Below are 12,624 nucleotides of genomic sequence, written 5' to 3'. Positions count from 1 at the left end.
CATGAAAAAAGCGTAGATTTCCATGGGTGAAATCTACGCTTTTAAAAATTTAATAACTGCGATTGTCGTCTGTTGAGTTCGTGTTGGTATTTGTATTCGTATTCGTGTCCCGGGTGTTGTTCATATTTCTGCGGTCACGTTGCTCCTGAGTGGAGTAGTCAGACTCTTCCCATCTGTCTTTTCTACTGATGCGTTTTTGTTTTGTTGTGCCTTTGGCAGTTTGTTTGTCTTGAACGTAAGGATTGGGTGTCTGATTGACATCATTTGTTCTCTCAGACATAGAGTCCTGCGCAATACTAGCACTAGCAAATAAGAACACAAAAGTTGCCATGATTAGTTTTTTCATAGAAACCTCCTATGTGCAGAATTGTGCTAACCCATGGGTTTTGCAATTGATGCGGGTAAAAATGGGTATTTACATATGAAACGATTGTTAAACTATAAATCCAAGACTTTCGGTGACGTACTTCCGACGGGTTGACATCAGGATTTTTAAGCCTATTTTGGAAGAAAAAAGGGGGCATTTATGAAACTCACGCCATACATTTTATTGGGAGTTGCAGCCGGCGGTGCTGCTGCGATTGCCTGGGGATATAATCGAAAAAAACAAAATGAAAGTTCTCCTCGAAGTGAAAAAGTAGATCAAGCTTCGGAAGAATCATTCCCGGCAAGTGATGCGCCTTCTTGGGCTGGGGGTGAATAGAAGAGCTGGCTCCTTGGAGCCAGCTTTTTTCTTTATTGACGACTGCGATATCCTCGATCTTCATCTTCATCGCGCTCATAATCAGTGTCATAATCCTCGTCGTAATCTCCGTAGTCTTCGTCTTCTTGAGAACTTGCGTGCATTCTGTCATTGTCGTAATCCTCGTCATAATCTTCATCTCTCCAGCTACGACCGCGGCGCCCCTCATTGTAATCACTTTCATAATCTCGACCGTGACCACGATGGCTGGCATGGCCGCCCATCGCTGCAATTCGGCTGCGTTTTTCAGGTGACATAGCTGCAAATCCGCGACGAGATGATCCACCACTGCTACGTTGTCCGCCTTGTCTGCTACTGCTACTGCTACTGCTGCTGCGACCATCATCACGGTCATAATCGCTTTCATAATCTCTGCCCTGGCCACGATGGCTGGCATGACCGCCCATAGCTGAGATACGACTGCGTTGTTGTGGCGACATCGCTGCAAAGCCACGACGTGATGATCCGCCACTGCGGGAAGAGCTACTACGTCGAGAACTTTGATCATAATCATCCTGATGGCTGCGTCCTGTGCCACCATGACTAGCCCGACCACCCATTGCAGAAATACGTCTGTGTTCTTCAGGTGACATAGAAGCAAAACCACGACCTCCGCCTCGAGAAGATGAGCGAGAAGAAGAGCTCGATCTACGACCTTGGGAACCTCGGCTTGAAGCCGCATGACGGCCGCGGCTAGAACTTGAACGCGAACGTCCTGTTTCTTGTGATTGTCTTGGCATAAAAATAGTCCTCCTGTTAATGAACCGTTTTTTCGGCTCTAAAATTTTTGAACTCTGGAGTCATAGAAGTTTTAAGTCCGCGTAAAGGCAAGCATGTGAGTCTGAAATGAGAAAATACAATTCGTGCTTTTGTATTTCTTCGAATTCTCGGAAATTTCTCATGCAAAATTATTTAATAAAACAAAATGAAAAAGAAAAAAGAAAGCACGCTATGCCTATTATAAAAAAAGAAACAAAAAAAGAAGCGCTCGTAAAATTGGAAAAGGCTGCGTCCGATTGTCAAAATTGCGATCTTTATAAAAATGCAACACAGGTTGTTTTTGGGAAAGGTGCGGTGACCGCGAAAATTATGCTCGTCGGCGAACAGCCCGGCCACTACGAGGATTTGCAAGGGGAGCCTTTCGTTGGACCTGCGGGGAAAATTTTGAAAGCTTGCATGGAAGAAGCGGGTCTTGAAGATCGTATGGTTTATTTAACGAACGCGGTGAAACATTTTAAGCATCACGTTTCAGGAAAAAAACGCCTGCACGATAAACCGAACTATCAACAAATCAAAGCGTGTCGTCCATGGTTACAACAACAACGGGATGTTCTGAAACCTAAAATTATCGTCGCCATGGGAGCTACGGCAGCACGGAGTGTTTTAGACCGTATCCCGACTCTGGGGAAAGAACGGGGAAAAATAATTAAAGAACTTCCGAGCGGGGAGTTGGTGATTCTTTCCTGGCATCCGTCGGCAATTTTAAGAAACTACAGCAGTGATCAAGCCGAAAAAATGAAAAAGGAACTGATCAGTGATTTAAAACTAGCCGTTAAAACTCTTAACGAATTAAAGAAAACCTAAAGTCGTCGTAAGATTTTTTCCGCAGCTTCGCGTCCCGACTTCAGTGCACCTTGAACTGTTCCACGGTCCGCTCCCTCAGACAGAGCTTCTCCAGCTAAATAAATATTTTCATGAAATGGTTTTTGCAGTCTTTTCCACGAAGTTTTTTCATGAACGCCTACGTAGCTGTAGGCCCCTCGCGCGTAAGGATCTAGCGTCCAATTGTGCACGAAATGATTCACGTAATATTTTTTTAACGCCGTGAATGAAAGATCCGTGATTTTACTCAAAGTTTGTAAGGCCAATTGCACTTGTTCTGATTCTTTCAGATGACTGATCTCAAATGCTTTAGGTCCTCCTTGCCAGGCGGTGAGAAAAGGAGTCCGTCGTGGCATCTGTGTCCACCATGTCGGGAAATACTCCCGTGGGTCTATATGCAAAAAGGCCACCGGCTTTTTCGAAAGGCTTTCCCAAAAACGTTCCTTAAACTGAAAGGTGATTCTTAAGGCATGTCCCGTTTCCACGGTTCTTAATGCTTGAGTTAAATCCGGAAGAGGAGGATCAAAATAAAGGGAGCTTTTTAAAACACCGACAGGAAGAGCTAAAACCAAAAAAGGCGCCGCGAAATTTTGAAGCTTATTCTTTTTTAAATTTAAAGCGACAACCGCTGGATTTTTTGCATTCGTTAAAACTTGTTGAACTTCGTGCTCAAAATGAATTTCCGTAGAAGAAAGCTGAATATCTTTAAAAAGTCCCTCCATCACCGAGCTATAGCCGGGCAGAGGACGAAACTGACTTTGACCGTTGAGTTCGGGAACTTCTTTTTTTTCAGATTCCGCCAGACCTTTTTCTCCTGCTAAGTGAAGATCCATGGCCTGAAACCCTTCAAGGTAAGACACGTAAAGATCTTTAAGGGTGGAAATTTTCTTTCGGTGCGCTATTAGGAAGTCCTGCATGGAGCGGTCTTTTTTTATTTTGGGATTTAAAAGCGCATTGACCTTTTCGACCTTTTCCCAAAATCCCGAAATGTTTTTCAATTCCGAGTCTTTTCTTTCCAAGTGGTGATCCAAAAGATCTTCGAAACTCAGTTGGTGTTGCTCTAAAAGATCTATTAATTCTTTCTGCGCGCCATGGATAAATTCAGCTCCCAGCTCCACATTGTGAGCCGGAGAGGCCTGTAATGTCCAAATCCGCCCACCGATGCGATTGCGAGCCTCCAGAATTTGGCATGCAACTCCAGCGTCGCTCAAAGTTTTAGCGCACGACAATCCTGAGGCTCCGGCACCGATGATCAAAACTTTTTTCATTCCCGTCTAAGGAGATTGTTCTTCGACGTTTTCCTCGATAGTTCCCGACGGTGTGTGAATCACGCCGCCAAAATGGGGTTCCTTTTTCTGAGGAATATCTTTTTTATTGTTTCGTTCAACAGGTTTCTCGGCTGAGGCTCTCATGGATGCTTTTTTTGATCCTGGGGATTTTTTCATAAATTCTCCCTTTTCAAAAAATATTTAATAGCAGCATAGAAGGAGTAGCCCGATTTATAAAAAGAAAGAGACTGGATCAAAAAAATACAAACCAGTGTCCGTGATAATTAGCATAAGGTTGTTATTCTTTAATAAGACCTCGGGAGCTTAAAATCCGTAAGGTTCCCAAAGGTCCTGCGACGGACAGTGATTCTTCAAATTTCTCCCAAAAGTTTTTGGGGCGAAGGGCTTCCGCCTCGTCAATGAACCCCAAAGAAGATGTTGAGCAATTGTTGGAAAAAAGCTGATAGACGTCCTGCAGTTTTTTTGAAGCACTCTTTTGAATAGCCCTCTGGAAGATTTGTGGAACTTGAGTGTCAGAAATTTGCAGCGTGTGTAAAACCACCGGATGTTTGTATTCTTGAAGCCATCTGGTTAATTCATCACCGGTCACCAAACGGTGGGCGAGGAGGTAGTGACCTTGAAAGCTTTCCCACAGACTGTACTTATGATCTTTAGGGGGAACGCCTTCGGAAGAAATCACAAGAGACCGCGTTTGCAATTGATGTTCGGGATGAAGCTGCTCTTTTAAAAGAAGAGCTGAAGAGTTTTTTTTCACAGTGAATTTCAAAAACACGTGATAAACGCTAAAAACAAATTCTTCAAAGCCTACTTCGATTTTGTCCAAATCCTGAAGTGGAATCTGTGCTTCATAGTATTTTCCATAATGAAGAATGTTTCCTAGGCGCAGTGTTTTTTCATCCTTGAAAATATGCACAGGACGAAAACGGCAAGAATCAATACACTGTCCATTGAATTTACCGAAAGCAAATCGTTGTGGCTGTTCTAAAGGATCTTCGACTTTCAAGTCACAACGACAAGAAGAATCTGCCGCTGTTAAAGACGCTTGCGCATGAGAAACCAGACTAAACAAAGAAGCGACGATTAGCACAGAAATGAATTGAACTCTCAAAAAAGCCATGATGTTTCCTTCGAATTTTCACTTGTAATATTCTAATTATGGGAACTCCAGAAGAATAAATTCGTTATATTGGAGATAGTCCTCTAAGAGACCTGTCGATTTCTGAGACTTCCTGGTGTTTCTTAGAGCGACCATCGGGATCACCCAAAAGGAGTAGAAATAATACTTCTGTATTACTTTTTTCCTTTAGTCCCATCATTACAACGCCGAAAGGTTCGGTAGCAAACAAATCTGGAGTTGCATGAACATGTCTGACCCGAACGAACTCAAAGTGATCCGTAAAAGATCTGAACCAAAAAACCCGGACGTTGATCGCGAAGAGGGGCGCCAACTTTTGGAGCGTCTTATCCGAGGTTTGGTGGACTATCCAGAAACAGTCACGGTGGGTTTTGCCATGGGGGATAAGACCACAGTCTATAAAGTAGAGTGTGATCAAAGATGTCTAGGGCAGATTATTGGAGCAAAAGGCAAGAACATCACGGGCATTCGTGCCGTGATTTCTGCAACAATGGCGCGAAAAGGGATTCGCGCCGTTGTCGAAATTCCTTATTATTGTATCGAAGCCTGATTAAGGCTGCACATCGATGGTGAACTCAGCCTGTTCACCATCAACATTAAATCGAATGTTCCAACGACCCGACATAACAAAGTAAGCCTCGGACACGAAGTAAACGCCTTGTGATTGTTTAACGATTTTCACGGGCGATGAACCGTGGCCGTGACCACCCATATTCATCCACAAATCCAATTTAATATTTTGCGGGTCCACCATTACGTGTTCACCGTGAGCCGATTTATGGTCAAAGAATTTCACCAAGAATTGAGATTCATCACCACTCAACGGACCTTTTGTAAATTCAATTTCAGCGCAAACATCAGCCAGTGCAAAATACACCGGACAAAGAGTGTTGTGGTCGTGATGACCGCCGCCGCCGTGATCACCGTGTTCGCCAAAAGCCCGTGCGCTGTTTGCGCCTAAAAATAGAAATGCAGCTAGAGTTAACTGTAAAAATGTTTTCATGTATTCTCCTAGCGCGGCCAGCGCTGTTGATAGCTTAAATTAATTGTTTTTGATAAACTTGAATTTACAGGATTTCCAATCAAACTTTGATCGGCATAACTGACCGTCACAGCGGATTCAAGATTGAGCATATAGCTTCCAGAAATTCCCAGCGTGAAGTTTTTCTGAGCGGCACCGTCTGAGTTTGTGGCGCCATGAATTTGAATGGCTTCCTCATAAAGAAAGCTTAAAGAACTTCCCACACGGTAATCGCCATGATTCCAACCAACTCCCAAAGTGTGCGAAGTGCCCCAGCCAGGTGTCACTTCGATATTTCCACCGTAAGAAGCACTGGATGTATTTTTTGAAAAAGAACGATGAACCTCGGAGCTCCAATTGGCATCCCAAACTTTCCAGGATTTCAAAAGTGCCAGTCCCGCACCTAAGGAGTAAAACCCGCGACCACGGCTTTCATTGGCGGTCGTCGCCGTTGCATCATAAATAGATGTTCCGGTAGGCAAAGTGAGCTGAAGAAACGTAACACCCTTAGGTTTCCATTTCGAATAACCTTTTTCAGGAAAAGTTTCATGACCAAAATAAAGTGCGGTGTCTCCTAATCCCGAAGAATCGGCTGAACCGTCAGCAGATTTAGTCATGACCGGAAGACTAAATCCTGCTTGCATGGATTCGGAAATCAAAACCGCACCTTCTAATTTCAAAGTTTGAGATAAATTATTATCTCCGCGCTTTAACCAGCGTCCGCTGCTAAGAACATCATCGCTCACGGACGAATAAGAGTATGAGCTGGTGATTTGCGCTTTATCGTCCCCTAAAATAAGAGCAGGAATAGAAAAACCACCTCCGCAGCAACTTGCAGCCCAACCGACGGAAGAAAGGAATGTCAAAAAAAGAGCCGTCAATAAGTTCATGGGACCATCATCGGAATAAAGAGTTGATCCAGAACTTGACCGGATTTTTTTAAAGTCAGGCGCACTTCCCAATCACCAGGCATAATAAAATAAACATTGGTGACTCGATATTGAGTAGCGGAAATCTTTTCGATCTTCACCGGGGCTGAGCCGTGTCCCATGGAAGGCATCCATAGAATAATCGCCAGGTCATCAGCGACAGTGACGTCGCCTTGTAGTTCCAAGACAAATTCTTGCACTTCAGTGCTGTTCGGAGTTTTTGTCCAAGTTAAAATGGCACAAAGGTGAGCTGTCTTAAATTCTCCAGCGCAAGAATTGGCTGTTGCTGGATTGTTCAAACGCTGCCACTCTTCAGAAGAAATATAATCCGGTCTAGCGCAGGCCAAAGGCAGCAATAAAAAAAGCAGAGTGCAAAGAGATTTCATCAGTCGTCCTCCCTTTGAATATAACAACCCAATGCGCGGCCCTCTTTGTGGCGAGGAGTTTTACCTGCGCGAAGATCTTCTAAAACATCTTTTAAAAAATTCTTTTTCGCACTAGGACCGACGTGACTGTCTGTGACGCCGCCTTGATAAAGAATTTCGCCATTTTTATTAAGAACAAAAACGTGCGGAGTTTTTAAGGCTCCCAAGGTATTTGCGAGAGCATTTTTCTGGTCTTGAACAACCGGAAAAGCAAAAGAGCTTTCAGAAAAATGTTTTTTGGTGAGATCAGAGGCTTCATCCGAATTGGAGTGCACGCCCACGAAAGAAAATTCTTTAAATTCTGCACTGAGCGTTCTTAAAATGTCTTCATGGCTTGCCGAGCAAGGACACTTCGCTGAAAGAAAAACCACAACTGTGGCGGCCTTTTCCGAAGGAAAGTGGAGCTGTTGCTCTTTTTCGGTGACGACATCCGTTCCTTGAATTGACGAAAGTGAAAGGGCCTGAGCGTTCAAGGATAAGAGGAAAATATAAATCAATAGTGAAACATTTTTCATAAAGGCTTTCATAGCACATGAGGACTTTGTGCGTTAATGCCACGAAATGTTGCGTGGAGATACTTTCGGCGCAGTGCATTTTAAATGCAGGTAGGGGATGCGTTTAAAAAGTAATTCTGTAAACTTTCCTTATGTTTACAAAACTTAAAGCGTTTAGAAATCGACTTATCAAATTCCAACAAAGCGGGAAGGTCCATAGTGATCTGGATGTTCTTTTAGCCTCGGCAAAAGACAATAAGCAGCTTGAAGATAAATTGCAGTGGCTTGTGAAGCTGATGCAGTGGATTCGCTACGAGGGGGCGGTTGATTCTCATTTAGAAAAAGAAACCGGCCGTCTTCCGGTGGCGCGCCTGCGTTTTCTTTTGATGGTCCTTGATCGCAATCCGGAATGGAAGAAATCGGTCGCAGGAATTTTGCGAACAGTCGTGCATGAAGTCAGTGGCTTGGAGCTTTATACGGAAACGGGTCTTCCAAAAGAGTTGGGTCTTTGGGGTGAGCTTTTAGATCGTATGACGATGAAGGTCTTACCGATGCCGCCCCTAGATCACGAATTAGGGTATTTATTTTGGGCCTTGTTTCCAGATAAAGATGACCCAATGTGGCTGGCATCTATTGATAACGTCACCTTTGAAAAAATCGCTGAGCTTTTCTTTTACGAAGTAGAAGCCGATGAAACCGATTGGAACCGTTTAAAGTCAGATTTAGAAGATGCGCTGGTCTACTTGGTGATTCAAGTGCGCGCGATTGGTCTTTCACCGGCTATTCGTGAGCGTCTGGATAAACCAAACTTCCGCGATTCCGCTTTCTTTGCACTGGTGCGTGGACTTGAAGAGTTCACAAACGCGTATCATTCTGGTGACACCTCATTAACTTTGGAGAAAGCGTCGCGCTTTCGCATGATTATTTGGGAGTGCCGTCGTGAACTCAGTCAAGTGCACAAGCATCTGGATGAGTTTGGTGTCAGCATCAATCTTGTTTTTCAAATGATTCGCCTTAGAACTTTCTTGCAAAGAATTGACAGTCTTCTTGAAATTCTGCTCACGGAAAAATTGGACAGTAAGAAGGTCACAAGTTTTCTTTCAAAACTTGTCGAAGAAAATCAGGACCTGCGCAGCATTCGTTCTTTGTTCTCTCAAAATATTTCTCTTCTCGCACGCAAGGTGGTCGAACGAGCTGCGGAAACAGGTGAGCACTATATCACGCGCACCAAAGAGCAATACCGTCACATGGTGCAAGCAGCCGGTGGTGGTGGTGCAGTGACCGCGATCACGGTGTACGTCAAAATCGGTATCATCGCTTTAGGTCTTTCAGGATTTATGGAAGGCTTCTTAGCCTCGGTGAACTATGCGCTTAGTTTCGTGGCAATCCATTTGTTAGGATTCACTCTTGGAACCAAGCAGCCTGCGATGACGGCGCCTGCCTTAGCAGAAAAAATGCAAGATGTCGGAACCGAAGAGGGAATGGAGAATCTTGTGACAGAGATCGTGCATTTGGTGCGCTCGCAAGTGGCTTCAGTTTTAGGCAACGTGATGTTTGTCGTTCCTTGCGTGATGTTGATTGATACCGGATTTTTTCTGTTGTTCGGTCATCATTTGATGTCCCCACAGAAAGCGCAATATGCTTTTAGCTCCGTTGATATTCTGGGACCTGCGGCATTGTATGCGGCTTTCACGGGAATCCTCTTGTGGCTTTCAAGTATCTTCGCCGGTTGGGGGGACAATTGGTTTGCCTTACATTCTCTTCGTAAAACATTGGCACGCAGCCCTACATTGCGCGCGATCTTTGGTCGCCATGGCGCGCGCAACATCGCCGTGTTTTTAGAAAAAAACATGTCGGGCCTTTTAGGAAATATTTCTTTAGGTGTGATGTTGGGAATGGTCCCTGAGATCATGAAATTCATCGGTCTTCCTTTGGATGTCCGCCACGTGACCTTGTCATCAGGAACTTTAGGGGGAGCGTTGCCTTTATTGGGTGTTGAGTTTTTAAAAACACCTGCCTTCTGGCGCGCCGTCGCGGGTATTTTCTTTATTGGAGCGTTGAACGTCGGTGTAAGTTTTGGAATGGCCTTGTGGGTGGCAATCAAAGCTCGCGGCATCAACCCTCCACAGCGTCGTGCCATTCGTAAAGCGGTGGCAAAAAGATTTTTCTCAAGCCCTTTGAGTTTCTTTTTGCCTGTCGGCGCGACTGTCAGCAAATCGTCTGAAGGCGGACACGGTCACTGATGATTTCGATTACTGTGGTGATTCCCGCCTACAATGAAGAGCACCGTTTGCCGGAGACACTGAAGGCGTTAAAATCTTTCGTTGCGCAACCAGCGCCCTGGGTGATTCAAGAGGTGATCGTCGTTAATGACGGCTCCACAGATAAAACGGCGTCCTATGTAGAAGAGGAAAAAAAGAATTGGCCTCTTTTGAAATTGCATTCGCTTGCAGTCAATCAAGGTAAAGGAGCTGCGGTTCATGCGGGACTTCGGCTTGCTTCCGCCGAATGGATTTTGATTGCCGATGCGGATATGGCAACTCCCTGGGATGAGTTAAAAAAGTTAGCGGTGCCGAGTTCGCAAGCAGCCTTGGTGATGGGCTCCCGCGCTCTTCCGCGAAGTGATATCGTCATTCGCCAGCATTGGATTCGTCAGACCATGGGAAAGACCTTTAATAAAATTTTAAAGTTTTTTATCGGGCTTCCCTTTAAAGATACGCAGTGTGGTTTCAAACTTCTTCGCAATGATTCTTTCTTTCGCTCCGAAGTTCTGTCGCGTCTGCAAGTGCAGCGTTTCTCTTGGGATGTGGAATTGATTTTATTCTTAATGAAATTTCAAAAAGCCGTAATCGAAGTGCCGATTCGCTGGGAGCATAAGGAAGAGTCGCATGTGCACATTGTGCGCGACAGTTTTGAGATGCTTTTCACCGTGCTCAAATTGAAGAGAAGAGTTCGCTCAGAGTAAAAAGGTCCCTGTCTTAGAGGCTTTGAAACTGCGTGGGAACAAGAAAATGAAGACGCACAGTATCAATAACTTTGATTTAATATTAAGCAGTTTGGCCTCAAATAAATGATACCTTCTATAAGAGTTATTAATAGTTGGACGCGTTCTGGTCCTAATTTTGAACTGGGGTGCCACTTTGGAACTACACCATTCATGACAGAAAATTTCATTTTTCTGTGTCGAAAAAAAAAGTGTAGGTGGTTCCAAAAAGAGTCTTGATAAATCTTACAACCTGAAATGAAGTGCTCCTCCATAAGGACTTCAATAGTTGGAGTCCATGGAATCGGGGGGATTTAAATGAAACGCAACGTGTTTGCACTTATCCTATCAGTGTTGTTTGCGACAGCAGCTCATGCAGAGCGCGTGATCGTAATCATGAAAGATAAAGAATCTTTCAAATCAGCACACATGGCGTATAAGATGAAGGGGTCTTATGCACTTAAGGGATTCAAATTGGGCGGCCAACCAGCTGCTGTAGAAGGCCAAGTTGAAGACAGCCTTGAAAATTTGAATACACTAATCATCAACACTAAGGACGATGCTGAAGTTACAAAACTTAAAGCAAATCCTGCTGTAGCTTACGTTGAAAAAGAAATCTTCCACGAAGCTCCACGTCCAGTAAAAGGTTTCTTGGCTGCTGCTAAGAAAACTTCTCAACAAAAAGTAGGTCAAAAAACTCCTTGGGGTATTTACGCTGTAAAAGCTCCTCAAGCATGGGCTGCTGCTAAAAAAGGTGAAGGCGCTCGCGTTCTAGTACTTGATACTGGTATCGACCAAGCTCACCCTTCATTGGCTGCGAACTTTGAAAAAGGTCAAGACTTCACAGGTGACTCTGATGGTTCTGATTACACAGACCATGTTGGTCACGGTACACACGTAGCGGGTACAATCGCTGGTGTTCTTGATAAAACTGGTTTTACTGGTGTAGCTCCAAAAGCAAAAATCTTGGCAGGTCGCGTATGTGCTGAGAACGGTTGCTCTAACATCGCTATCGCTCAAGGTATCAACTGGGGTATCCAAGAAAAAGTAGACGTAATCTCTATGTCTTTGGGTGGCGCATGGTCGACTCCTGCTGAGCGCGATGCTGTTAACAAAGCTGATAAAGCAGGTGTTACAGTTGTAGCGGCTTCTGGTAACAACGGAACTAACAAAGTTTCTTACCCAGCAGCTCTTCCAACAGTGATCGCTGTCGGTGCTATCGACAACACACTTAAAAAAGCAGACTTCTCTCAATGGGGTCCAGAGCTTGCAGTTGTAGCTCCAGGTGTTGCAGTCGTTTCTTCTGTACCACAAGGAACTGGCCGCGAGGCTTCTGTTGAAATCTCTATCGGCACTAAAGCTGGTAAAGTAAACGCTTCTACTTTCCAAGGCGCGAAAGAACTTTTGACTCCTGAGACAAACGTTCTTGTTCCTGCAGGTCTTGGTAAAGCTGAAGACTTCGCGAAAATCGACGTTAAAGGCAAATACGCTTTGATCGCTCGTGGCGAAATCAAATTCTCTGAAAAAGTTGATAACGCTATTAAAGCAGGTGCTTTGGGTGCAGTTATCTACAACAACGCTCCAGGTTTGATCCAAGGTGCATTGACTGAAGACGGTTCTGTTCTTCCAATCGCAGTATTCATGATCGAACAAACTGTGGGTCAAGACATCGTAAAACAAATCGCTGCAGGTCAAACTGTTAAGGCGACTTTGCAAACGATGGCTACTGACTACGCAGCGTTTGACGGTACTTCAATGGCAACTCCTCACGTATCTGGTGTGGTTGCATTGATGAAAGCGGCGAACAAGTCTTTGACTGGCGCTCAAGTAAAAGCAATCTTGAAGCAAACAGCTCAACCTTTGGGACCTAACACTGCTAACGAATACGGTTCAGGTCTTGTGAATGCGGAAGCAGCGGTTAACGCAGCTCTTCAAACTCACTAATTAATTCTGACAAAGAATTGATGTGGAAAGGCTCCCTCTGGGAGCCTTTTCTATTTGTGG

The 12,624-nt window shown here is 44.5% G+C and carries 15 protein-coding genes; 6 read left to right on the top strand and 9 right to left on the bottom strand.

The genetic code is table 11. The features are described from left to right. Positions 1-49: 49 nt before the first annotated feature. The gene (locus ACLSSO_RS10825; protein WP_295902787.1) at positions 50-346 is read right to left on the bottom strand and encodes a hypothetical protein; all 297 of its coding nucleotides are present in this window, start codon (positions 344-346) and stop codon (positions 50-52) included. A gap of 180 nt (positions 347-526) precedes the next feature. On the opposite strand from ACLSSO_RS10825, the gene ACLSSO_RS10820 reads away from it, so the two are divergent. Then, positions 527-703: a hypothetical protein gene (locus tag ACLSSO_RS10820; RefSeq protein ID WP_295902789.1), complete on the top strand. Its 177-nt coding sequence runs from the start codon at positions 527-529 to the stop codon at positions 701-703. Positions 704-735: 32 nt separating this feature from the next. On the opposite strand, the gene ACLSSO_RS10815 is transcribed toward ACLSSO_RS10820, so the two are convergent. Next, the gene (locus ACLSSO_RS10815) at positions 736-1,482 is read right to left on the bottom strand and encodes a KGG domain-containing protein (RefSeq protein ID WP_413942795.1); all 747 of its coding nucleotides are present in this window, start codon (positions 1,480-1,482) and stop codon (positions 736-738) included. Between the two features lie 106 nt (positions 1,483-1,588). Between ACLSSO_RS10815 and ACLSSO_RS10810 the strand changes: the two genes are divergently transcribed. After that, on the top strand, positions 1,589-2,326 hold the full coding sequence (locus ACLSSO_RS10810; RefSeq protein WP_413942794.1) for a UdgX family uracil-DNA binding protein: 738 nt from the start codon (positions 1,589-1,591) through the stop codon (positions 2,324-2,326). Here ACLSSO_RS10810 and ACLSSO_RS10805 read toward each other — a convergent pair. The 3 genes from ACLSSO_RS10805 to ACLSSO_RS10795 all read right to left on the bottom strand — a co-directional run bounded on the left by ACLSSO_RS10805 (position 2,323) and on the right by ACLSSO_RS10795 (position 4,750). Beyond that, complete coding sequence (locus tag ACLSSO_RS10805) at positions 2,323-3,612, bottom strand: flavin monoamine oxidase family protein (RefSeq protein ID WP_413942793.1); 1,290 nt, start codon at positions 3,610-3,612, stop codon at positions 2,323-2,325. The genes ACLSSO_RS10810 and ACLSSO_RS10805 overlap by 4 nt on opposite strands. A 6-nt stretch (positions 3,613-3,618) precedes the next feature. Then, positions 3,619-3,789 carry a hypothetical protein gene (locus ACLSSO_RS10800; RefSeq protein WP_413942792.1) on the bottom strand — a complete coding sequence of 57 codons (171 nt, stop codon included), beginning with the start codon at positions 3,787-3,789 and terminating at the stop codon, positions 3,619-3,621. 121 nt (positions 3,790-3,910) lie between these two features. After that, entirely contained in the window at positions 3,911-4,750 is an 840-nt protein-coding gene (locus tag ACLSSO_RS10795; protein WP_413942791.1) for a DUF4105 domain-containing protein, read from the bottom strand. A 241-nt stretch (positions 4,751-4,991) separates the two neighbouring features. On the opposite strand from ACLSSO_RS10795, the gene ACLSSO_RS10790 reads away from it, so the two are divergent. Continuing rightward, positions 4,992-5,318 carry a KH domain-containing protein gene (locus ACLSSO_RS10790; RefSeq protein ID WP_413942790.1) on the top strand — a complete coding sequence of 109 codons (327 nt, stop codon included), beginning with the start codon at positions 4,992-4,994 and terminating at the stop codon, positions 5,316-5,318. Here ACLSSO_RS10790 and ACLSSO_RS10785 read toward each other — a convergent pair whose 3' ends face one another. Genes ACLSSO_RS10785 through ACLSSO_RS10770 form a run of 4 tightly spaced genes read right to left on the bottom strand, consistent with a single transcriptional unit; the run spans position 5,319 to position 7,658 of the window. Beyond that, complete coding sequence (locus tag ACLSSO_RS10785; protein ID WP_413942789.1) at positions 5,319-5,771, bottom strand: FixH family protein; 453 nt, start codon at positions 5,769-5,771, stop codon at positions 5,319-5,321. It lies immediately after the preceding gene. 8 nt (positions 5,772-5,779) lie between these two features. Continuing rightward, positions 5,780-6,679 carry a serine protease spb1 gene (locus ACLSSO_RS10780; RefSeq protein ID WP_413942788.1) on the bottom strand — a complete coding sequence of 300 codons (900 nt, stop codon included), beginning with the start codon at positions 6,677-6,679 and terminating at the stop codon, positions 5,780-5,782. Further along, a complete protein-coding gene (locus ACLSSO_RS10775) occupies positions 6,676-7,104 on the bottom strand; it encodes a FixH family protein (RefSeq protein ID WP_413942787.1) in 429 nt (142 codons plus the stop codon). Before ACLSSO_RS10775 ends, ACLSSO_RS10780 begins: the two co-directional genes overlap by 4 nt. Further along, positions 7,104-7,658 (bottom strand): redoxin family protein, encoded by a 555-nt coding sequence (locus ACLSSO_RS10770; RefSeq protein WP_413942786.1) that lies wholly within the window; start codon positions 7,656-7,658, stop codon positions 7,104-7,106. The genes ACLSSO_RS10775 and ACLSSO_RS10770 overlap by 1 nt, the downstream gene beginning before the upstream one ends. Positions 7,659-7,789: 131 nt before the next feature. Here ACLSSO_RS10770 and ACLSSO_RS10765 point away from each other — a divergent pair, with 131 nt between their 5' ends. The 3 genes from ACLSSO_RS10765 (at position 7,790) to ACLSSO_RS10755 (ending at position 12,564) form a co-directional block, all read left to right on the top strand. Then, on the top strand, positions 7,790-9,880 hold the full coding sequence (locus tag ACLSSO_RS10765; RefSeq protein WP_413942785.1) for a site-specific recombinase: 2,091 nt from the start codon (positions 7,790-7,792) through the stop codon (positions 9,878-9,880). Further along, on the top strand, positions 9,880-10,602 hold the full coding sequence (locus ACLSSO_RS10760; protein WP_413942784.1) for a dolichyl-phosphate beta-glucosyltransferase: 723 nt from the start codon (positions 9,880-9,882) through the stop codon (positions 10,600-10,602). The genes ACLSSO_RS10765 and ACLSSO_RS10760 overlap by 1 nt, the downstream gene beginning before the upstream one ends. Positions 10,603-10,938: 336 nt before the next feature. After that, positions 10,939-12,564 carry a S8 family serine peptidase gene (locus ACLSSO_RS10755; RefSeq protein WP_295904509.1) on the top strand — a complete coding sequence of 542 codons (1,626 nt, stop codon included), beginning with the start codon at positions 10,939-10,941 and terminating at the stop codon, positions 12,562-12,564. Positions 12,565-12,624 lie beyond the last annotated feature (60 nt).

Origin of the sequence: Bdellovibrio sp. HCB-162 (assembly GCF_047344985.1) — a bacterium.
In the GTDB taxonomy this organism is placed as follows: domain Bacteria; phylum Bdellovibrionota; class Bdellovibrionia; order Bdellovibrionales; family Bdellovibrionaceae; genus Bdellovibrio.
The sequence above is the reverse complement of the archived record's forward strand: the minus strand, read 5'-3'. Positions and strand labels throughout refer to the sequence as shown.

Bases quoted from the DNA above. Each gene is read 5' to 3' on its own strand.
- ACLSSO_RS10795 (WP_413942791.1), bottom strand. From the start codon at position 4,750: ATGGCTTTTTTGAGAGTTCAATTCATTTCTGTGCTAATCGTCGCTTCT.
- ACLSSO_RS10805 (WP_413942793.1), bottom strand. From the start codon at position 3,612: ATGAAAAAAGTTTTGATCATCGGTGCCGGAGCCTCAGGATTGTCGTGC.
- ACLSSO_RS10825 (WP_295902787.1), bottom strand. From the start codon at position 346: ATGAAAAAACTAATCATGGCAACTTTTGTGTTCTTATTTGCTAGTGCT.
- ACLSSO_RS10800 (WP_413942792.1), bottom strand. From the start codon at position 3,789: ATGAAAAAATCCCCAGGATCAAAAAAAGCATCCATGAGAGCCTCAGCC.
- ACLSSO_RS10790 (WP_413942790.1), top strand. From the start codon at position 4,992: ATGAACATGTCTGACCCGAACGAACTCAAAGTGATCCGTAAAAGATCT.
- ACLSSO_RS10760 (WP_413942784.1), top strand. From the start codon at position 9,880: ATGATTTCGATTACTGTGGTGATTCCCGCCTACAATGAAGAGCACCGT.
- ACLSSO_RS10770 (WP_413942786.1), bottom strand. From the start codon at position 7,658: ATGAAAAATGTTTCACTATTGATTTATATTTTCCTCTTATCCTTGAAC.
- ACLSSO_RS10775 (WP_413942787.1), bottom strand. From the start codon at position 7,104: ATGAAATCTCTTTGCACTCTGCTTTTTTTATTGCTGCCTTTGGCCTGC.
- ACLSSO_RS10780 (WP_413942788.1), bottom strand. From the start codon at position 6,679: ATGAACTTATTGACGGCTCTTTTTTTGACATTCCTTTCTTCCGTCGGT.
- ACLSSO_RS10765 (WP_413942785.1), top strand. From the start codon at position 7,790: ATGTTTACAAAACTTAAAGCGTTTAGAAATCGACTTATCAAATTCCAA.
- ACLSSO_RS10815 (WP_413942795.1), bottom strand. From the start codon at position 1,482: ATGCCAAGACAATCACAAGAAACAGGACGTTCGCGTTCAAGTTCTAGC.
- ACLSSO_RS10810 (WP_413942794.1), top strand. From the start codon at position 1,589: ATGAGAAAATACAATTCGTGCTTTTGTATTTCTTCGAATTCTCGGAAA.
- ACLSSO_RS10820 (WP_295902789.1), top strand. From the start codon at position 527: ATGAAACTCACGCCATACATTTTATTGGGAGTTGCAGCCGGCGGTGCT.
- ACLSSO_RS10755 (WP_295904509.1), top strand. From the start codon at position 10,939: ATGAAACGCAACGTGTTTGCACTTATCCTATCAGTGTTGTTTGCGACA.
- ACLSSO_RS10785 (WP_413942789.1), bottom strand. From the start codon at position 5,771: ATGAAAACATTTTTACAGTTAACTCTAGCTGCATTTCTATTTTTAGGC.